Genomic DNA, 20624 nt, shown 5'->3' on the forward strand with positions numbered 1-20624 from the left:
TTAGTGCGCCTCGCCCGCGTTTGACGCGCCTTGTGCAGCGGCCGGCTTCGCGCCGCCCTGGGCGGCAGCGCCGCCTTCAGGCGCGGTCACCTGCTGCGGCGCGCCGGGCTTCACCACCGTGCCGGGGCGCAGATTGACCAGGCCTTCAACGATCAGCTGATCGCCCGGCTTCAGGCCGCTGGTGACGATCCACTTGTCGCCGATCGCGCGGTCGACGGTGACCTGGCGCATCTCGACCTTGTTGTCCTTGCCCACGACCATCGCCGTAGCCCGGCCGCGCGCGTCGCGCGAAATGCCCTGCTGCGGGGCCAGGATCGCCTGGGTGCGCTCACCCTCGATCAGCTTGGCGCGGACATACATGCCCGGCAGCAACAGGCCGTCGGCGTTGGGGAAGATCGCGCGCAGCGTGACCGCGCCCGAGCTGGAATCCACCGTCACGTCGGCAAATTGCAGGCGGCCTTCACCCGGATAGACGCTGCCATTGGGCAGGATCAGCTGGATGCGGGCGCCCTGCGCCTCGCTGATGCCGCCAGCCTTCATCGCCTGCTTGAGGTCGATGATCTGCGCGGCCGACTGGGTCACGTCGACATAGACGCGGTCGGTGCGCTGGATGGTGGTCAGCGGATCGGCCTGGCCGGTCTGGACCAGTGCGCCCGGCGTCAGCAGCGAACGGCCGATACGGCCCGAAATCGGCGCGCGGATGCGGGTGAAATTCTGGTTCACCTGCGCTGCCTGTACCGCGCCCTGCTGCGCCGCAACATTGGCGCGAGCCTGCTGGGCCGCAGCCGCCGCGTCATCATATTCCTGCTTCGACACCGCGTTGATGCCGACCAGATCCTTGTAGCGCTGAGCCTGCAGCCCGGTCGAGCGGATCGCCGCCTGGGCATTGGCCAACGAGCCCTGGGCCTGGGCGAGCGCCGCGCGATAGGGCGCGTCCTCAATCTCGTAGAGCAATTGCCCGGCCTGGACAGTACCGCCTTCGGTAAACAGGCGGCGACGGATCACGCCGCTGATCTGCGGCCGGACTTCGGCCGTTTCAAAGGCCGAAATGCGGCCCGGCAGTTCGTTCAGCAACGGTGCCGACTCGGTCTTGAGCGTCACCACGCCCACGCTCGGCGGCGGCGGTGCGGGCGGCGCTTCCTGACCGCAAGCGCTCAGCGCAAGGGCCGAAACACAGGCCAGCAATCCGAAGAAGTTCCCCTTTTGCATCAATTTTCCCAATCCGATAAATATCGCAGGACCGGAATGAACGTTCATTCCGCTTGCCGCGCACCTAAGAAGCTGTCAGAGGGAATTCAAGAGAAAAACAATTTTCCGAGGGTAAAATGGTTGCAGCGCAGCATGAAAAAAGCAGTCGCGACCGTGTACTTGCAGCGGCGCGAGACCTGTTCAACAGCCATGGTTTCCACCAGACGTCCATGGCCGAACTCGCTTCCGCCGCACAGGTATCAGTGGGGCAAATATATCGGCTTTTCAAAGGAAAGGAAGATATCATCGAGGCTATCGTCCATGCCGACGCCGACCAGTGGGCGGAGGACGTTGATATCCTGCGCAAACGACTCGACAGTGGCGAGTTGAGCATCGACGATACGTTCGAGCAACTGATGCTGCACGTCATTGACGAAAAGGATGAGGCGCTGTCGTTCGACATCCTGGCCGAAAGCTTCCGCAATCCGACGGTCGGCGAGATGATCGGCACCATGTGCGGCCGTTTCCGCGACGATATTCGCGACTTTGCCTGCGCCGCCAATCCTGAGCTTTCGGGCGAGGCACTGGACGGCGCGGAGGAGATGATCCTGGCCTGCATGTTCGGCCTGGGCCATCGCAGCCTGTCGCGCCCCAATCTCAGCCCGGAGGCGTCGGCCCGGCGCGCCGCCCAGATGATCGTGGCAGGCCTGAAGGCCGTGCGCTGATCGCAGCGAAAGCCGGTTCACACCGATCGTGAACCGGCAGCGGCGGATCACTCCACCAGTTCGCCGCCCTTCACCACGTCGCTGACATGCTGCAGCAACGTCACATCCTTGAGAGGATCACCCTGCACTGCAACGATGTCGCCATAGCGGCCGACGGCGATCGCGCCGACATCGGCTTCCCAGCCCAGCGCCTTGGCGCCGCTGACGGTCGCCGCCTGGATCGCCTGCATCGGCGTCATGCCCCATTCGACCATCTTGGCGAATTGCTTGCCATTGTCGCCATGGGGATAGACGCCGGCATCGGTGCCGAACAGCATCGGCACGCCCGCCTTCACCGCCTTGCGGAAGGTTTCGCGTTGGAGACGCCCGATCAGTTTCTCCTTGTCCAGGCTTTCCTGTTCGGTGCCATTGGCCGTGCCCGTCGCCAGGATATAATCGTCATTATAGATATCCATGTCGAACCAGGTCTTCTTGCTGGCCGCCAGCTTGATCGTCTCGTCATCGGCCAGGCTGCAATGTTCGATCGTGTCGATCCCGGCTTCGATCGCGGTGCGGATACCGTCATTGCCATGGGCGTGCGCCGCAACCTTGAGGCCCAGCATATGCGCCTCGTCGGCAATCGCCTTCATCTCGTCAAAGCTCAGTTGCTGGGCGCCAACCGCGTCGCCCAGCGAGAAGACGCCGCCGGTCGCACAGATCTTGATCACGCGCGCGCCATATTTGTGCAGCCAGCGCACCTTGGCGCGGCCCTCCTGCGGGCTGTCGACCACCGAAGGCTCCTTGCGGTCCATTGAGGGCGGCAGGCCACCGCCATCGCAATGGCCGCCAGTTGCGCCGATCGCATAGCCGGCCGGGATGATCCGCGGCCCGACAATCTGCCCCTCCTCGATCGCCTGTTTGAGGCCCACATCGGCGAAATCGGCCGACCCGACATTGCGCACCGTGGTAAAACCGGCCTTCAGCGTGATCCGCGCATTCTTGACGCCCACAGCGGTCCAGAAACTGTCGGTGTAGCGGAGCCCCTGATAGCCGCCCACTTCCGCCAGACTGGTCAAATGGACGTGCATGTCGATCAGGCCCGGCAGGATGGTCTTGCCCGACAGGTCGATATGGCGGACGTCGCTTCCCCAGCGCACGGTGCGCGCGTCGGCAATGCCGGTAATGCGACCATCGGTGATGAAGATGGCCGGATGATCGACCGTCTTGCCGGCCAGCACATCGACCATATGGTCCGCAGTGACGACCACCTGCTCGGCAAGCGCCGGCGCGGCAGCCAGCGACAACAGGATGGTGGTGGCCATGGCCGATGCCCGGACAGTCTTCAACATGCGATGCAAATCCCCTTGGGCGATCGATGTCCGGGCCGCGTATGGCCGGATCATCATTGCCCCAAGCCCCTGACCTAGCGACCAAGGCCAGCCGGCATCAAGGGCAAAGATGGATGTCAGCATGGTGCCGCCCGCCCCTGTTTCACCCCCGTCCACCGCAAGCCCCTGCCCTGCCCGCAACCTGTTGGCGCCCCACCCATTGGAGGATCAATCGAGGGAGGTATTTCATGGATCTGGAAGCGAATTTCGGCCGCGCCTATTTCGAGCAGCGACGCGACCGCAATCGCCAGTTGGCGGCGCGATCGGCCACACCGGCGCTCCGCAACATGCATCTGGAATATGCGCGGCTCTACGAGCAATTGCTGCAGGCGGAGGACGCGCAAGTCGCCTCCGCCTGATCCAGCCGCCTATTCGGCGGCGACGCCCTGTGGCAGCACCACCGCCGACCAGCTCTTGCCCGGCACCAGATATTTGGTGGCCAGCGCCTGGATATCGGCCGGCGTGACGTTGAGCAGATCCTGGCTCATGGTCTGCATCGCCTGCACATAGCGGGGATCATGGGTCGATCCCTCCATCTGCCCCATCCAGAAGGCATTGCCGGTGCTGGCGCGCATCAACAACTGCCGCATCGGTGCCACGGCCCGTTGCAGTTCGTCGGCGCTGATCGGCGTTTTCGCCAGATCGGCGGCCGTTTCCTTCACGACGCTGTAGAAATAATTGACCCGGTCGGGCCGCACCTGGCTGGTGACCAAGATATAGCCGCCACTGTCATAGGAGAAGGGCCAGCTATTCTGCACGCTGGGCGAATAGGCAGCGCCCTCGGTCGAGCGCAGCTTGTCGAACAGCCGGTCATTGAAGATCTGGGTCAGGATTTCGAGCTGGCGCGCCTCCTTGGTCATTGTAAAACCGCCGGACGTCGGCCAGGCCATGACGGCGGCCGCCTGTTCCTTGTCGCCGTCATGGCGCAGGATGACCGGCTGTTCGACATGGGCGGGGAAACGCTGCACCTTGTTCGCGGCCGGCACCGGCACGTCGGGGCGAGCCGGCATCGCGCCAAAGGTCGCCGCCACGGCCTGGATCGCCTCTTCGGCCTTCACCTGGCCGAAAATCTGGATCTCGATCGGTCCCGAAGCCAGGATCGGCTCCCAGGTCTGGCGGAAGCTCTGCGGCGTCAGCGCGTCGATTTCCGCCTTGGACGGGGTGCGGAACCGCACATCCTTGTCATGCAGCAGCCAGTTGAGGTCGCGCCCCAGCACGCCATCGGGCGCGCGCGACATCGCGTCATAGGCGACCGAGGCGCCGGTCTTCACCCGCGCGATCGGTGCCGGATCCCAGCCCGGCTGGTACAGTTTGGCGGCAAACAGGCGCAACTGGTCCTTGTAATCGGCCGGACGGGTCACCGCCTGCAATTCGAACGCGTCATCGTCGGTCGAAAACTGCATGCCCATGCGCCGGCCATTGGTCAGGTCGTCCAGTTCCCGCTGGCCCAGCTTGCCGATGCCGCTGGCCACCAGCGCATAATCGCCGGCCCAGCTTGCCACCGGCTTGGTGGGTGAAAAGGCCTGCTGGCCATGACCGAAGCGGACATTGATGCGCACCTTCTCGGTCTCCGCATCATTGGCAAACAAGGTCAGCTTGACGCCATTGGAGAAGGTGATGCTCTCCATGCCCTGCAACCCGACCGGCGTGCGCGACACGACGGTCGCGGGCGCACCGAATTTGGGCAGGTCGTCCATCGTCACCGCCTTGTCGGCCAGCCGAGCATTGGTCGCCGCCTTGACCGGCGCGGCGAGCGCAGCAGCCAGCTTCTGGTCCTGCCCCGCCTCGACCTTGCCGGTGATCAGCATCGCCCGGAACACCCCGGCGGAAAAGAGGCGGCGGGTGCAATCCAGTATCTTCTGCGGCGTCATCGCCGGCTTGCCAGAACGGAAGATGTCGAGCGCCGCCTGCGGGCTGACCGTGGTTTCGCGAATGTCCACCGCGCTCACCAGATCGCTCGCCTGCTTCGCCCCGGCTTCCGTGTCGGCATTTTCGACCTGGATCGCCAGCGCCGTGTCGAGCTGCGCATATTCGCGGTCGATTTCCTGCTGGGTCGGCGGCGCGGCCTTCGCATCCTCGATGATCGCACGCACATCGGCCAGCGCCTTCTCCCAATTCTCGCCGGTGGGCGTGATGGTGATGAAGGTGCCGTCGGCCGACCGGCTGATATCCTGCTGATCGACGCCTGCCGCCAAGAAGCTGCCCCCTGCCCGTGCCGCCTGCTCCAGCCGCCGGCTGACGATCTGCAGCGCCAGCATGTCGGTCAGCTTGTCCTGATTATAGACGATCGTGTCGGCATGGGGCTTCCACGGACGCAACCAGGCCATGGTGAGGCCCGTCGGCGAGCCCGGTTCCACCACGACGCGGGTAGCCGGCGCCTTGGCGTCCGGTTCTCCGAAATCGGGCTGCTCGGCGCCCTTGCCGCTATCCTGCCAGCTGGCAAAATTATCCTTGAGCAATTGTTCGGCCAGCGCCGGGTCGATATCGCCGGCAATCGCAATCACCGTGTTTTCCGGGCGATACCAGCGCTGGTGGAAGGCTTCAGCCTTGGCCGCGGTCACCGCGTTGAGCGTAGCGACCGTGCCGATCGGCGCATGGTCGGCCAAGGCCTGGCCGGCGAAGAAATGCTGGCGGCTGGCGTCAGAAATGCGCATCTGCGGCCCGTCGCTCTCGCGCCGTTCAGCCAGCACCACCGCCCGCTCGGCATCGACCGCGCTGTCGACGATATTGGGGTCGGCCATCATGCCGGCCAGAATTTTCAGGCTTTCGCCAAGGCTCGCCTGATTGGCTTGGGGCAGGTCGAGCGCATAGGTGGTGCCGGTCGGCGTGGTCGCGGCATTGCTGTCGCTGCCGAAGGTTACGCCCAGCCGCTGCCAGATGCGCTTCGACTCGCCATCGGGCACATGGCGCGACCCGCGCATCGACAGATGCTCCATGAAATGGGCATAGCCCTGCTCATCGGGACGCTCCATCAGCGATCCGGCGTCGATGCGCAGGCGGATCGACACCTGCCCCGGCGGCACGCCATTGCGGCGGATGGCATAGCGCAGCCCGTTGGACAGCGTGCCAAACCGCCACGCCGTGTCGATCGGCACGTCACTATTTTCGTAGAGCCAGGGGCGGATATCCGCCTGGCTGCCGCCTGGCGCAGCCTTTGCCCCGGCGACCGAAGGATCGGTCCTGGCCGCCAGCGGCAGGGGAGAGCCCGACAGAAGCAGGGCAAGAATGGTGAGCGAAGCGGCCGAACGGCGAGAGGTCAAACGCATAGGCAGGGGAGCCTAACGGCATTTTCCTGAATGACCACTGACAAAGATGGTCACGCCGCGGCATCGGAGCATTGCACACAGAAGGGAGAACCGGTCCTGCGCCCCACGCGATGCGACAATGGAAATATGGCGCGCGCAAAATGGCACGCGTCAGAGCGGGTCGCCCCGGACGCTCCATGGGGGGAGCGCCCGGAACGCCTCAGCTATTAGCCGCGCGGTGCGCCGGTGCGCTGGACCGCGCCCTTGTGCGTGCCGACGGCGCCACCGCCGCCACCGCGACGACGACGGAAATTCTTCTTGGCGCCGGCACCATCGCCTTCGCCACGATGCGCGCCCTCGCCACGATGGCCCCCTTCACCACGGCGAGCCTTGTCGGGGGCGCCGCGCTGGGCCTTCTGCCCGTCCTGATAGCGACGCTGGCCTTCGGCGCGCTTGGCCTGCTGGGCCGGGCTCTGGCTCGGCCCCTTGCGCTGCGGCGCGGGCTTGGGAAGGTTGCGCACGGCCTCCAGGAAATTCTCCGGCAGGGGCACGATCTCGGGCTTCACCTTGGTCGCCCGCTCGATTGCCTTGAGGTAAGGCCGTTCATCATCCGCCACGAAGCTGATGGCGATACCGTCCGCGCCGGCACGCGCCGTGCGGCCGATGCGGTGGACATATTGTTCCGGCACGTTCGGGATTTCGAAGTTGATGACGTGGGACACGCCCGACACGTCGATGCCGCGCGCGGCGATGTCGGTCGCGACCAGCAGCTTGCAATGGCCGTGGCGGAACGCCTGCAGCGCGGTGGTGCGCTGCGCCTGGCTCTTGTTGCCATGGATCGCGAAGGCCTGGATGCCCGCGCCCTCCAGGAAACGCACGACGCGGTCGGCGCCATGCTTGGTGCGGGTGAAGATCAGCGCGCGGTCAATCTCCTCGGTCTTCAGCACGATATGCAGCAGTGCCTGCTTTTCTGCCTGGTTGACGAAGGTCAGCTGCTGGCGAACGCGCTCGGCCGTGGTCGACTGCGGCGCGACGCTGACCTTGACCGGATCATTGAGGAACTGGCCGGCCAGCGCCTCGATCTCCTTGGGCATGGTGGCCGAGAAGAACAGGTTCTGGCGATCGCGCGGCAGCAGCTTGGCGATGCGCTTCAGGGGATGGATGAAGCCCATGTCCATCATCTGGTCCGCTTCGTCGAGGACGAAGATTTCCGTGTCCTTGATGGTGAAGGCGCGCTGGTCGATCAGGTCGAGCAGGCGGCCGGGGGTAGCGACGACGATGTCGACGCCGGCCGACAGGGCACGGATCTGCTTGTTGACCGGCACGCCGCCGAACACGGTTTCCACCGACAGGCGCAGGAAGCGACCATAGTCGCGGAAGCTCTGGGCGATCTGGGCGGCCAGCTCGCGGGTCGGCGACAGCACCAGCATGCGACAGCCCTTGATCGGCGTCGGCTTGGGATTGCGCGCGAAATAGTCGAGGCTGGGCAGCGCGAAGGCTGCGGTCTTGCCGGTGCCGGTCTGGGCGATGCCGCACAGGTCGCGGCCTTCCAGCAGGACCGGAATGGCCTTTTGCTGGATCGGCGTCGGCTCGGCATATTTCTTGGCGGTAAGCGCCTTGATGATCGGCTCGGAAAGACCAAGTTCATTGAAATGCATGAGAAACTCACAAGTCGGCCGGGCGCCAACCTGTCTGCGGACGCAGCAAGGGCGCAAGGCGGGTTAGGAAACGACCCGCGTGAATAGGGAAGCCTCAAGCTTGGCGCAGACTGTCATTGGCCGGTTCCCAGGGCCTGTCAGAGCCGGGAACGATCACGCTGCCAATCGCTATCGGGCCCCAAGGGCCATGCTGCGCTGCCGCACATATGGGGCAAATGCCGCCGAAAAGCAAGCGGCCACGGGATTTCGCCCGCGGCCGCCCAACATCATGCCAATCCTTTAAAGACTGACCTCGGCATGCTTGTCGCGCAACTCCGCACGGACATCGCCGCCGAACATCATCTTGAACACCCCGCCGATCGACAGATCGGCGCGCCAGATCTCCGCCGTGCCAAGGTCAAAGCGCAGCATCAGCAGGTTGGGATCCTGTCGTCCGCCAGGATACCAGGCCTCGACCTGCTTCGACCAGTAACGGTCGATCACCGCCTCGTCGGTCTCCGGCACCAGCGTGCCGTTGATGCAGGCGAACAGATAATGATCCTTCGCCGCGAACTGCGCCATCGCCGGGCCGCCGGGCGCCAGTCGATTGTCGCGACTGGTATAGAACCAGAAGCAATGATCGGCATCCTTGTCCAATTGCGCGGTCATCGGCACGCTGTGCGCATGGGCACCCTGCAACCCCACCATCAGGAACGGGCTGCTCGACAGATCCGTCCAGAAACGTTCGCGAATATCCTTGTCGTCGCTCATCTTTCCATCTCCTTATCTGGGGCTTCACCAAAGGAAATGGCCCGACGCCGCCGAGGTTCCGTTTGACCGCTTGATCTCGGGCGCGCACGTCGCCACATAGCGGCCATGCTGATCGAGACCGAACTCACGCCCAATCCGGCGACCGTCAAATTCCTCCCCGGCCAGGCCGTCATGGGCGCCGCGGGCACCCGCGACTTCGCCAGCCCCGAAGAGGCGGAAGTCTCGCCACTGGCCGATGCGCTGTTCGGCCTGGGTGACGTGACCGGTGTCTTCTTCGGCGCCGACTTCATTTCGGTGACGATCGCGCCGGGCGCCGAATGGAGCGACGTGAAGCCGGAAATCCTCTCGATCCTGCTCGACCATTTCTCGGCCAACATGCCGCTGTTCGCCGCCGGCACCGCCGCGGGCTTCAGCGTCCCGGCCGAAGAAGAGGCTTTCACCGATGACCCGGAAGATGCCGAGATCGTCGACCAGATCAAGGATTTGATCGAAACCCGCGTGCGTCCGGCCGTGGCCAATGACGGCGGCGACATCATCTATCGCGGCTTCGACAAGGGCACCGTCTATCTGCGCATGCAGGGCGCCTGCGCCGGCTGCCCCTCCTCCTCCGCAACGCTCAAGAACGGCATCGAGCAGTTGCTCAAACATTATGTGCCGGAAGTGACGGAAGTCCGCGCGGTCTGACGCTGCGATGACCGGATTTGGCAAATCGCCCCGGATCGATTAACCGCAGCCATATCCATATCGGCACCGCGGCTTCGGGGGAGTGAATTTGCGCATATTGGTCATCGACACCGCCACACAGGCGCTGTCCGTTGCGCTGCTGGAAGACGGCCAGCCAATCGGCCATTTTCATGAAATCGTTGGCCGCGGCCATGCCGAGGCCTTGCTGCCCGCGATCGCCGCGCTGCCCGATGGCGGGCGCGCCGATGCGATCGCGGTCGATGTCGGGCCGGGCAGCTTCACTGGCGTGCGCATCGGCATCGCCGCCGCCCGCGCCTTGGCGCTCGCCTGGTCGGTTCCGCTCCATGGTTATAGCGCCTTTTCGCTGATCGCCGCGATGGCGGCCGTCGACCATCGGGACGGTCCGGTCGCCGTCACCATCACCGGCGGCCATGGCGAACTCTTCTGGCAATTGTTCGAGGCCGATGGCCGCACCGCCACGACCCAGCCCGCCTCCACGCCGATCGCCACGCTCGCGACCCAACTGGACATGGCGCAATTTTACGGCACCGGCGCCGAGGCGTTGGTCACCGCACGCGGCGACGGCACCGCGATTGCCCTCTATCCCGAAGCCGCGCGCTACAGCCTGATTGCGGAGCTGCCGCCGCTTGCCCCCTCCCCGCTCTATGGCCGCGAGGCCGACGCCAAGACGATCGCGGAGCGCACCGCTTCATGATCCCCGCCGGCCTGACGCTCGACACCTATGATGAGGGCGAGCGCAATGCGCTCGCCGACGCCATGGAAGTGATGACCCGCGCCTTCGACCCGCTGTTCGGCGAAGCCTGGACCCTGCCCCAATTGTCGGGGGTCATGACCATGCCGGGCACCTGGCTGACCATCGCCCATGTCGATGCGGCCCCGCTCGGCTTCGCCCTGGTCCGCTCGGTGCTGGACGAATGCGAACTGCTGCTGCTGGCGGTCGATCCGCTATGGCGTGGCCGTGGCATCGGCCGGTCCCTGCTGGGCCACAGCCTGACGCTGGCGCGTCGCCGTGGCATCACGTCGATGAACCTGGAAGTCCGCGCATCGAACATGGCGGTCAAACTTTATGAGACTATTGGTTTCGAATATGTACATCGTCGCCCCGGTTACTATCGGGGCAATGATGGAAAGCTTCATGACGCTTTGAGTTTTCGCATCGACATGCTTGTTTAAGGCAATCTTCTCTTGCGAAGGCAGGCCACAGGGTCTAGCCAAGATATACCGCTCTGAATCCATTTCCTCAGGCGGGTCGCACAATAGAAGCCTTTGCAGGAAACAAGAAAAATGGAAAACGAATCGGCACAGAGCGAACTGCTCGTCACTCTGACCTCCGACATTGTCGCTGCGCACGTCTCGAACAACAGTGTTGCTGTTTCCGACGTCGCAACCCTGATCCAGAATGTTCATGCCGCGCTGACCGGTCTTTCGACCCCGGCGCCCGCCCCCGAAGTCAAGCCGGAACCGGCTGTTTCGGTACGCGCATCGATCAAGCCGGATTACATCATTTGTCTGGAAGACGGTAAGAAGCTGAAGATGCTCAAGCGTCACCTGATGACCCATTATCAGATGACCCCCGAAGATTATCGCGCCAAGTGGGGCCTGCCGGCCGATTACCCGATGGTCGCCCCCAATTATGCCGAACAGCGCCGCTCGCTGGCCAAGAAGATTGGTCTGGGCACCAAGCGCCGCCGGACCCGTGGCGGCAAATAAGCCCCACAACTTCGGCATTTACCTATTGCGAAAGGGGCGCATCGACGATGCGCCCCTTTTCCGTTGGAACAAAAGCGGCTAGGCAATGTCCGACTTTTCCATTTTTGAAGCGAGCCAGCCCCCCGCATGAACCGCAAGATCGACGTCGAAGCCCTTTGCCACGAGAAGGGCCTGCGCATCACCGAACAGCGCCGGGTCATCGCCCAGGTGCTGAGCGACGCGACCGATCACCCCGATGTCGAGGAACTGCACAAGCGCGCGTCCACCATCGATCCGGGCATCTCGATCGCCACCGTCTACCGCACCGTGCGCCTGTTCGAGGAAGCCGGCATTCTGGAGCGCCACGATTTTGGTGACGGCCGCGCCCGCTACGAAGCCGCCCCGGAATCGCATCACGACCATCTGATCGACGTCGAAACCGGCAACGTCATCGAATTCGTCGATCCCGAACTGGAATTGCTGCAGAAGCAGATCGCCGAAAAGCTCGGCTTCCGCCTGGTCGACCATCGCATGGAACTGTACGGCGTCGCCCTCGACCGCAAGGACTGACGCCTTGGCGCCACTGCGCCGGGCAGGCCGCATCACCGCCCTTCTGGGCAGCCTGCTGCTCTGCCTGCCCCCGCACCTCTTGTGGCGCCTGTTTCGCCGTCCATCCCCCTGGCCGCGCCGCTTCCTGGGGATGGCGGCCCGCTCGGTCGGCGCCCGCGTCCGGGTGGAAGGTCGCCCGGTCGACAGCGACATGTTCCTGGTCGCCAATCATGTCAGTTGGATCGACATTCTCGCCCTGGCCGATGCCACCGGCGCCGCCTTCGTCGCCCATGACGGCATTGCCAGCTGGCCGGTGATCGGCTGGCTCGCCGCCCAGAACAATACATTATTCGTCTCGCGCGAGAAGCGCGGCAGCCTGTCGGGCCAGCTCGATGCGCTGCGCGCCGCGCTTGCCGGTCATCAGCCGGTCGCCCTCTTCCCTGAAGGCACGACCAGCGATGGCAGTGGCCTGCTGCCCTTCAAGCCCTCGCTGCTCGCCGTACTGATGCCGCCGCCGCGCGCGGTGATGATCCAGCCGGTCCATATCGATTATGGCGCCGCCACGGCGGAGATCGCCTGGCATGGCGACGAACCCGCCGGCGCCAACGCCAAACGGCTGCTGGAGCGCAAGGGCCGCCTGCCCGTCACCATCCGGTTCCTGGAGCCGTTCGACCCGGCCAGTTGCGCCGATCGCAAGATATTGGCGGCCACCGCGCACCAGCGGATCGCCGCGAGCATTGCCGCGCACCTGCCACCTTCCTCTTCGGGCCAAGCGCCTGTATAGCTGGACGGCATGAATCGTAACGACGCCCCCGAACATAAAGCCGGCAAGGGCCCGGCCACCTTCCAGGTCAAATCCTTCGGCTGCCAGATGAACGTCTATGATGGCGAACGCATGGCCGAAATGCTGGGCGAGCGCGGCATGACCGCTGCTGCCGATGGCGCAGAGGCCGACCTCGTCATTCTCAACACCTGCCACATCCGCGAAAAGGCGGTGGACAAGGTCTATTCCGACATCGGCCGCCTGACCCGCGAGGATGGCACGCGCCCGATGATCGCGGTCGCCGGCTGCGTTGCCCAGGCCGAAGGCGGCGAGATTCAGCGCCGCGCCCGCAATGTCGACATCGTCGTCGGCCCGCAGGCCTATCACCGCCTGCCCGACCTGATTGGCAAGGCGCAGCGTGGCGAGGATGCGGTCGACACCGACATGCCGGCCAATTCCAAGTTCGCTGCTTTGCCCGGCCGCACCAAGCAGGCCCGGCCGACCGCCTTCCTGACGATCATGGAAGGCTGCGACAAATTCTGCACCTATTGCGTCGTGCCCTATACCCGCGGCGCGGAAATCAGCCGCAGCTGGACCGCGATCCTGGACGAGGCCAGGGCGCTGGTCGATGGCGGCGTGCGCGAGATCACCCTGCTCGGCCAGAACGTCAACGCCTGGACCGGCGAAGATGATCGGGGCCGGATGCAAGGCATGGACGGCCTGGCCCGCGAACTGGCGATGCTGGGCGGGCTGGAGCGTATCCGTTACACCACCAGCCACCCCAACGACATGAGCGATGGCCTGATCGCCGCCCATGGCGACGAACCCAAGCTGATGCCCTTCCTCCACCTGCCGGTGCAATCGGGCAATGACCGCATTTTGAAGGCAATGAACCGCAGCCACAGCGTGGACAGCTATCTGCGCATCATCGAACGCGTGCGCGAGGCCCGGCCGGACATCGCCCTGTCGGGCGATTTCATCGTCGGCTTCCCCGGCGAGAGCGACGCCGAGTTCGAAGACACTCTCAAGATCGTCGATCAAGTGCGCTATGCACAATGCTATTCCTTCAAATACAGCCCCCGCCCCGGCACCCCGGCGGCGGACATGGATCATCAGATCCCGGCGGCGGTGATGGACGAACGGCTGGCCCGGCTGCAGGCCGCGATCAACCGCCATCAGGTCGATTTCAACAGCGCCACGGTGGGCCGCACCACCAGCATCCTGCTCGAACGCAAGGGCCGCTATCCCGGCCAGCTGATCGGCAAGACGCCCTGGCTGCAATCCGTCCATGTCACCGCGCCCGAATATGGCATTGGCGACATGGTCGATGTCGATATCATCAGCGCCGGCCCGAACAGCCTGGCCGGCGAAATCAGCAGGAGGAAAGCCGCTTGAACCAAAGCCTCGTCATTCCCGCACAGCCGGGAAGCCATCTCCCCGACCCACGGCGCCTGCCGGTCCTTACGAGATGCATGACGAGCCAGGGAGGCTTTTGAATGGGCAAGAAACCGCACCATCCCCGCACCGACATTGCCGAGCGCGCGCGCCTGGAAGTGACGTTCGAGAAACCGCATCTTCTGGGTGCGCTGTTCGGCCAATATGACCAGAATCTGGTCGCGATCGAGAACCGCCTGGGCGTCTACATCGCCGCCCGCGGCAACAAGCTGCAGATCGAGGGCGAGGCCGAAGCCGCCGCCCGCGCCCGCGACGTGATGACCGGCCTCTACAACCGCATCGTCGCCGGGCAGGAAATCGACAATGGCGCAGTGGAAGCCGTGATCGCCATGTCGGCCGAACCGACGCTGGACGGCATCATCCGCCATGACGTCGCCGAACCGCCCAAGGTGATGATCCGCACCCGCAAGAAGACGATCGTCCCCCGTTCCGCCACCCAGGTCGCCTATATGGAGGCGCTGACCCGGAACGACATCATCTTCGCGCTTGGCCCGGCAGGCACCGGCAAGACCTATCTGGCCGTCGCCCAGGCGGTCAGCCAGCTCATCACCGGCAGCGTCGACCGCTTGATCCTCTCCCGCCCGGCTGTCGAGGCGGGCGAGAAGCTCGGCTTCCTGCCCGGCGACATGAAGGAAAAGGTCGATCCCTATCTGCGGCCGATCTACGACGCGCTGCACGACACGCTGCCGGCCGAACAGGTCGAACGGCGCATCGCCAGCGGCGAGATCGAGATTGCGCCGCTCGCCTTCATGCGCGGTCGTACCCTGGCCAATGCCTTCATCGTGCTGGACGAGGCGCAGAACACCACCATCGCCCAGATGAAGATGTTCCTGACCCGCTTTGGCGAAGGCAGCCGCATGGTCATCTGCGGCGATCCCAAGCAGGTCGACCTGCCGCAGCCGGGCATTTCGGGCCTTGCCGACGCGGTCGCGCGGCTCGACGGGGTCGAGGGCATCGCCATGGTCCCCTTCGGCATTGGCGACGTCGTGCGCCATCCGGTGGTCGGCCGCATCGTCCAGGCCTATGAGGGGCCGGATGCCTAAATCTTCACAACGGATCTCAACATTATGATCGAAGTCGCTGTCCTTCATGAAGAAGGCTGGCCCGGCCCGGACTGGGAATTTCTCGCGCAACAGGCGGTTTCGGCCGCCATTGCGCACAGTCCCTATGCCGCCTTCGCGACCGACTCCACCCTCTATGAAGTCGCGGTCAAGCTGACCGACGACGATGAGGTGCATCAGCTCAACCGCGCCTATCGCGAGAAGGACAAGCCGACCAACGTCCTGTCCTTCCCGATGGTGCAGGAAGACCTGCTGGAAGTGACGGCGAACACCGACGATGGCGAGGTTCTGCTGGGCGATATCGTGCTGGCCGAGGGGGTCTGCGCCGCCGAAGCCGCGGAAAAGGGCATATCGGTCGCCGACCATGCCACGCATCTGATCGTCCACGGGACTTTTCATTTGCTTGGATATGACCATATGGACGACAATGAAGCCGAGGCGATGGAAGCGCTGGAAATCCGCGCGCTCCTCAGCCTTGGCCTGGCCGATCCCTATGGGGATCGGGACAATGGTTGATCATGCTTATTCGGATCCGGTCTATCACCGGCTTCGACAATGTTCTGAAACAGGGGAATAGGAAGTAAGATGGCTGAAGGCAGCCCGAAGGATAGCGCCGGTTCCAAGGAAGCGGACAGTAGTAACGAGGGCGGTTTATGGAGCGGCCTGAAGTCGCTCCTGTTCGGCGAGAATGAAGCCCCCAGCCTCCGCAAGGAACTGGAAGAGGCGCTCGACGAATATGATGAGGAAGAGCAGGAAGAGGGCGCGGCCCCGCCTGCCAAGGGCGATCTGTCCGCGATCGAGCGGCAGATGGTCCGCAACCTGCTGCATTTTTCCGAACATACGGTCGACGACGTCGCCCTGCCCCGCGCCGACATTGTCGCGATCGAGGAAAAGGCGAGCTTTGCCGAACTGGCCGAACTGTTCGCCGAGGCCGGTCATAGCCGCATCCCGGTCTATCGCGAGACGCTCGATACGATCGTCGGCATGGTCCATATCCGCGATGCCTTCGCCATCCTCGCCGGCAAGGCGCCGGTGCCCGATACGCTGGCGCCGCTGATCCGCCAGCCGCTCTATGTGCCCGAAAGCATGGGCGCGCTCGACCTGCTCGCCGAAATGCGCGCCAAGCGCACCCATCTGGCCATCGTGCTCGACGAATATTCGGGCACCGAAGGGCTGCTGACCTTCGAGGATCTGGTCGAGGAAATCGTCGGCGAGGTCGAGGACGAGCATGACGACGCGCCCGAAGCGATGCTGGTGCCGTTGGAAGGCGGCATGTGGGACGCCGACGCCCGCGCCGAACTGGACGATGTTGCCGAGGAAATCGACCCGCGCCTGGGCGAGATCGAGGAAGATGTCGATACGCTGGGCGGCCTCGCCTTCGTGCTCGCCGGCCGCGTCCCCGAACCGGGCGAGATCATTCCGCACGAACAGAGCGGCTGGAAGCTGGAAGTCCTGGCCAGCGACGGCCGCCGCGTCACCCGCCTGCGACTCCACCCGCCGGTCGAGCAGGAACTGGAAGCGGAAGATGCCTGAGGGTATCTTCCTTTTTCTCTGCGATCAGCAAAGGCAGGATTTTTGACATATCACTGCTTGATCTGTTGAGCATCCAGCCTCCGCTACGGTGATGATATTGGACCGCGAGCAGACATTGCGCATTCCCTCTCCCGTAAACGGGAGAGGGAGGGCCCCGCGCCGAAGGCGTGGGAGGGTGAGGGTCTTCTGGAGTAAGCAGCCCTCATCCAACTTCGCCTAGCCGGCTTTGCCAGCAAGGCTTCATATCCTTCTCCCGCTGGCGGGAGAAGGAAAGTTCGAAATGGTTGTTGCTTTCCCTGCCCTTCCCCCTTGCGAGTACCGCGAGGCACTTCGACATTGTTGCCATTCAACCTTCGTCTTTCGCATCGCAAAATGTTAACGGGGCATATCTAGGGCGTATCAATATTCAACCGAACGGCGGGCATGCGCAGCGAGCGATCTTCTTCCAGGAACCATCCTTATGCCGACATGGCGATCGCCGCGCCATGGTCGCGTCTCGAACGGATAGTGTTTCTTGCGATCTGCCTCGCGACTTTGTTCTTCGCGACTCTGACACCTCCTTTCCAGGCGCCGGATGAGAACCAGCATTATATGAAGGCGCTGGCCCTGTCGCAGGGCCATGTGGTGACGGAAGCCCATGGCGACCGGATCGGCGCGGAACTGCCGCGTGCCGCGGTCGATCTTCATGCTCTCGATTTCCCGACCGAACCGGACGGCCAACGCCACCGCTATGACAAGACGATGATCGACCGGGCCTGGGCCGCCGACGCCGCTCGCCCCGGCACGCGCTTTGCCGAATTTCCCAATGTCGCCAGCTATGCGCCGACCCTCTATGCCCCTGGCGCCGTCGGCCTCGCGATAGGCGACGCGCTCGGCCTGCCGCGCATCGGCGCCTTCTATGCCGGCCGTATCGCCAATGCGCTGACCGCATTGCTGCTGCTCCTCGCCGCGCTGCGCCTCATCCCCTTTGGCCGCATGGCGCTGCTCGGCACCGCGCTGCTGCCGACCTTCTGCTATCAGATCGGCTCGCTCTCACCCGATGCGGTCATCAACGGCATCGGCTTTCTCGGCCTCGCCCTGGCACTGCGGATCGGCTTCATGGCGCCGCAGCGCGCCAGCACCGCCGCCACGCTGGTCACCGCGCCGCTGCTGGCGCTGGCCAAGGGCGTCTATCTGCCGCTGATGGCCGCCGGCCTGCGCTGGCCCAGCCGCGCCAGCCTGCTTCGCAACGCGCTGATCCTGAGCGCGATGCTGCTGGGGGCTGTCATCTTCGCTGTCTGGATGAAGGCGAACGGCGGCAGCCAGGCGCTCTATCACATCACCTCGCGCAAGACCGGGGAGAGCGTGCTGACCGCCCCGCTGGCGCAGCAGCTGGCCGTGATCCTGGCCGACCCGGCCGCCTATGCCCGCATCCTCGCGTCCAGCATTGTCGAACGCGCGCCAGTCTATGCGCTGCAGATCATCGGCCGTTTCGGCTGGAACGCCATCCTGCTGCCGCTGCTCGCTTACCCCCTTGCCCTGCTGATGCTTGGCAGCGCCGTGCTGAGCGGATCGGGCGTGCGCTTCGGCCTCGGCCAGCGGCTCTGGTGGCTGGCGATCGCGCTCGGCACCGCGCTGCTGATCGAAACCGCCATGTATCTCACCGGCACGCCGCTCGGCGCCGATTATGTCCAGGGGACGCAGGGTCGCTATTTCCTGCCGCTGCTGCCGCTCGTGCTGCTGGCATTGATGCCGGCCGATCCGCTGCGCGGCGCCCGCCTGCTCTGCGCGGGCGTGGGCCTGACACTGCTCCTTATCGCGATGCTCAGTGCCTGGGACAGCTTCTGGATCCATGGCTTCGTCACCGCCGACGGCATGCCGCCGCACGGCAGCATCGGCCGCGCCTTACTGTTGCCCTCGCCGCGCTGGTAGCCAGACCGCGCACAGCACAAGCCAGCCCAGCCCCTCGACCCATCCGGCCATCACGTCGCTCGGCCAATGCACGCCCAGCCATACCCGGCTGGCGCCGATCAGCGCGATCATCGCCCCGCCCGCGCCATAGGCCCAGCGCTGCCCGGCCAGCATCGCCAGCGCGCCGAAGAACATCATGTTCCCCGCCGCATGACCGCTGGGGAAGCTGTAGCTATGCACGATGTCGAGATGCGGCAGCAGGTCTGGCCGGGGCGCGGCGAAAATCTGTTTGAGGATCAGGTTGAGCAGCGTGCCGCCAATCTCCACCCCGGCAAACCACCAGGCCGCCGCGCGCCGCCCGGTAAAGACCAGCGCCCCCAGCACGACCAGCGACAGGATGATGCGGATCGCCGTGCCGCCGATTGCCGAGGCGAGCCGCATGACCATGGTCACCTGCCCGCCCAGCGCCGTCTCGCGCCCCTGCCCGGCCCAGCCCATCAGACCGATGTTCAGATCGTCGAGCAGACCATTGCGCTGCGCCAGCGCGATTCCCAGCACGCAAAAAAGCGCGAGGATGAATATCCCCGCGCCCTTTTTCAGCATCTTCTGCCGATCAGATATGGAGCGCACGCCCATAAGCGGCGAGCACGCTTTCATGCATCGATTCCGAGATGGTCGGGTGCGGGAACACCGTCTGCATCAGTTCGGCTTCGGTGGTCTCCAGCGTCTTGCCGATGGTATAGCCCTGGATCATCTCGGTTACTTCCGCGCCGATCATGTGGGCGCCCAGCAGTTCGCCGGTTTTGGCGTCGAACACGGTCTTGGTGAAGCCCTCGGCCTCGCCCAGCGCGATCGCCTTGCCGTTGCCGATGAAGGGGAACATGCCTACCTTGACGTCGTAGCCCGCTTCCTTGGCCTTGGCTTCGGTCAGGCCGACCGACGCGATCTGCGGGTGGCAATAGGTGCAACCCGGAATGTTGCGCACGTCCATCGCATGCGGGTGGACATCCTTGTTGCCCAGCGCCTGCGCGATCGCCTCGACCGTGGTGACGGCTTCGTGGCTTGCCTTGTGGGCCAGCCATGGCGGCGCGGTGACGTCGCCGATCGCCCAGATGCCGTCGACATTGGTGCGGCCATAGGCGTCAGTCTTGATGTGGAAGCGCTGGTCGGGCTCGACGCCAACCTCTTCCAGACCGATATTCTCGACATTGGGGACGATGCCGATCGCCACGATGACATGGCTATATTCGGCGGTGATGTCCTTGCCGGCCTTGTCCTTGATGGTCGCGGTCACGGCCTTGTCGGTCGCGGCGATCTTCTCGATCTTGGCGCCGGTCAGGATGGTCATGCCCTGCTTCTTAACCGCCTTTTCGAGGAAGGCCGAGACATCGGCATCCTCGACCGGCACGATCCGGTCCATCATCTCGACCACGGTCACGTCAGCGCCCATGTCGTTGTAGAAGCTGGCGAATTCGATACCGATCGCGCCCGAACCGATGACCAGCAGCTTGGTCGGCATTTCCGCCGGAGTCATGGCATGGCGATAGGTCCACACGCGCTTGCCGTCAGCTTTCAGCTGCGGCAGGTCGCGGGCGCGGGCGCCGGTCGCGACGATGATATGCTTGGCGGTCAGCTCTTCGCTCTTGCCGTCCTTGGTGACGGTCAGCTTGCCCTTTCCGGTCAGCTTGCCATCGCCCATGTGAACGGTGATCTTGTTCTTCTTCATCAGGTGCGTGACGCCCTGATTGAGCTGCTTGGCGACGCCACGCGAGCGCTTCACCACCGCTTCGATGTCGGCGCTGATCTTCTCGGCAACCAGGCCATAATCCTTGGCATGCTGCATATAATGGAAGATTTCGGCCGAGCGCAGCAGCGCCTTGGTCGGAATACAGCCCCAGTTGAGGCAGATGCCGCCCAGATTTTCGCGCTCCACGATCGCGGTCTTGAGGCCCAGTTGCGCCGCCCGGATGGCGGCAACATAGCCGCCCGGGCCGGAGCCGAGGACGATCAGGTCATAGGTATCAGCCATGGTCTCTCTCGCTATTC

At 64.5% G+C, this 20624-nt stretch carries 20 protein-coding genes; 13 read left to right on the forward strand and 7 right to left on the reverse strand.

Translation table 11 applies throughout. From position 1 onward, the window contains the following. Positions 1-1209 carry an efflux RND transporter periplasmic adaptor subunit gene (locus HH800_RS12910; RefSeq protein ID WP_161733225.1) on the reverse strand — a complete coding sequence of 403 codons (1209 nt, stop codon included), beginning with the start codon at positions 1207-1209 and terminating at the stop codon, positions 1-3. 116 nt (positions 1210-1325) lie between these two features. Here HH800_RS12910 and HH800_RS12915 point away from each other — a divergent pair, with 116 nt between their 5' ends. Further along, positions 1326-1913: a TetR/AcrR family transcriptional regulator gene (locus HH800_RS12915; RefSeq protein WP_004207585.1), complete on the forward strand. Its 588-nt coding sequence runs from the start codon at positions 1326-1328 to the stop codon at positions 1911-1913. Positions 1914-1960: 47 nt separating this feature from the next. Here the strand turns inward: HH800_RS12915 and HH800_RS12920 are convergent, their stop codons facing one another. Beyond that, a complete protein-coding gene (locus HH800_RS12920) occupies positions 1961-3241 on the reverse strand; it encodes a metal-dependent hydrolase family protein (RefSeq protein WP_026109360.1) in 1281 nt (426 codons plus the stop codon). A gap of 227 nt (positions 3242-3468) precedes the next feature. Here HH800_RS12920 and HH800_RS12925 point away from each other — a divergent pair, with 227 nt between their 5' ends. Beyond that, positions 3469-3639 carry a hypothetical protein gene (locus HH800_RS12925; protein WP_169861321.1) on the forward strand — a complete coding sequence of 57 codons (171 nt, stop codon included), beginning with the start codon at positions 3469-3471 and terminating at the stop codon, positions 3637-3639. Between the two features lie 9 nt (positions 3640-3648). Here the strand turns inward: HH800_RS12925 and HH800_RS12930 are convergent, their stop codons facing one another. From HH800_RS12930 to HH800_RS12940, 3 genes are all read right to left on the reverse strand, one after another. Then, positions 3649-6546: a M16 family metallopeptidase gene (locus HH800_RS12930; RefSeq protein WP_169861322.1), complete on the reverse strand. Its 2898-nt coding sequence runs from the start codon at positions 6544-6546 to the stop codon at positions 3649-3651. 206 nt (positions 6547-6752) lie between these two features. Then, positions 6753-8183 (reverse strand): DEAD/DEAH box helicase, encoded by a 1431-nt coding sequence (locus HH800_RS12935; protein WP_125986704.1) that lies wholly within the window; start codon positions 8181-8183, stop codon positions 6753-6755. Between the two features lie 279 nt (positions 8184-8462). After that, a complete protein-coding gene (locus tag HH800_RS12940; protein ID WP_136187600.1) occupies positions 8463-8933 on the reverse strand; it encodes a pyridoxamine 5'-phosphate oxidase family protein in 471 nt (156 codons plus the stop codon). Positions 8934-9038: 105 nt separating this feature from the next. Here HH800_RS12940 and HH800_RS12945 point away from each other — a divergent pair, with 105 nt between their 5' ends. The 11 genes from HH800_RS12945 to HH800_RS12995 all read left to right on the forward strand — a co-directional run bounded on the left by HH800_RS12945 (position 9039) and on the right by HH800_RS12995 (position 18599). Beyond that, a complete protein-coding gene (locus tag HH800_RS12945; protein ID WP_010336031.1) occupies positions 9039-9617 on the forward strand; it encodes a NifU family protein in 579 nt (192 codons plus the stop codon). 88 nt (positions 9618-9705) lie between these two features. After that, positions 9706-10332 (forward strand): tRNA (adenosine(37)-N6)-threonylcarbamoyltransferase complex dimerization subunit type 1 TsaB, encoded by a 627-nt coding sequence (gene tsaB, locus HH800_RS12950; RefSeq protein WP_169861323.1) that lies wholly within the window; start codon positions 9706-9708, stop codon positions 10330-10332. Further along, the gene (locus tag HH800_RS12955; RefSeq protein WP_037511585.1) at positions 10329-10811 is read left to right on the forward strand and encodes a GNAT family N-acetyltransferase; all 483 of its coding nucleotides are present in this window, start codon (positions 10329-10331) and stop codon (positions 10809-10811) included. The genes tsaB and HH800_RS12955 overlap by 4 nt, the downstream gene beginning before the upstream one ends. 111 nt (positions 10812-10922) lie before the next feature. Next, entirely contained in the window at positions 10923-11348 is a 426-nt protein-coding gene (locus HH800_RS12960) for a MucR family transcriptional regulator (RefSeq protein ID WP_004207595.1), read from the forward strand. A 126-nt stretch (positions 11349-11474) separates the two neighbouring features. Next, positions 11475-11897 carry a Fur family transcriptional regulator gene (locus tag HH800_RS12965; RefSeq protein WP_004207596.1) on the forward strand — a complete coding sequence of 141 codons (423 nt, stop codon included), beginning with the start codon at positions 11475-11477 and terminating at the stop codon, positions 11895-11897. A gap of 4 nt (positions 11898-11901) precedes the next feature. Next, entirely contained in the window at positions 11902-12660 is a 759-nt protein-coding gene (locus HH800_RS12970) for a lysophospholipid acyltransferase family protein (protein ID WP_169861324.1), read from the forward strand. 9 nt (positions 12661-12669) lie between these two features. Beyond that, positions 12670-14034, forward strand: a complete 1365-nt coding sequence (gene miaB, locus HH800_RS12975; protein WP_169861325.1) for a tRNA (N6-isopentenyl adenosine(37)-C2)-methylthiotransferase MiaB — start codon at positions 12670-12672, stop codon at positions 14032-14034. 101 nt (positions 14035-14135) lie between these two features. After that, on the forward strand, positions 14136-15137 hold the full coding sequence (locus tag HH800_RS12980; protein ID WP_010336027.1) for a PhoH family protein: 1002 nt from the start codon (positions 14136-14138) through the stop codon (positions 15135-15137). A gap of 24 nt (positions 15138-15161) precedes the next feature. Continuing rightward, the gene (gene ybeY / locus HH800_RS12985) at positions 15162-15671 is read left to right on the forward strand and encodes an rRNA maturation RNase YbeY (RefSeq protein ID WP_037516911.1); all 510 of its coding nucleotides are present in this window, start codon (positions 15162-15164) and stop codon (positions 15669-15671) included. A gap of 69 nt (positions 15672-15740) precedes the next feature. Beyond that, entirely contained in the window at positions 15741-16688 is a 948-nt protein-coding gene (locus HH800_RS12990; RefSeq protein WP_169861326.1) for a hemolysin family protein, read from the forward strand. 468 nt (positions 16689-17156) lie between these two features. Beyond that, the gene (locus tag HH800_RS12995) at positions 17157-18599 is read left to right on the forward strand and encodes a DUF2142 domain-containing protein (protein WP_169861327.1); all 1443 of its coding nucleotides are present in this window, start codon (positions 17157-17159) and stop codon (positions 18597-18599) included. Here the strand turns inward: HH800_RS12995 and HH800_RS13000 are convergent. Further along, the gene (locus tag HH800_RS13000) at positions 18573-19214 is read right to left on the reverse strand and encodes a phosphatase PAP2 family protein (protein WP_169861328.1); all 642 of its coding nucleotides are present in this window, start codon (positions 19212-19214) and stop codon (positions 18573-18575) included. The genes HH800_RS12995 and HH800_RS13000 overlap by 27 nt on opposite strands. Continuing rightward, positions 19192-20607 carry a dihydrolipoyl dehydrogenase gene (gene lpdA, locus HH800_RS13005; RefSeq protein ID WP_010336022.1) on the reverse strand — a complete coding sequence of 472 codons (1416 nt, stop codon included), beginning with the start codon at positions 20605-20607 and terminating at the stop codon, positions 19192-19194. The genes HH800_RS13000 and lpdA overlap by 23 nt, the downstream gene beginning before the upstream one ends. Positions 20608-20624: the final 17 nt, after the last annotated feature.

This window comes from Sphingobium yanoikuyae, from assembly GCF_013001025.1.
GTDB classification, from domain to species: domain Bacteria; phylum Pseudomonadota; class Alphaproteobacteria; order Sphingomonadales; family Sphingomonadaceae; genus Sphingobium; species Sphingobium yanoikuyae_A.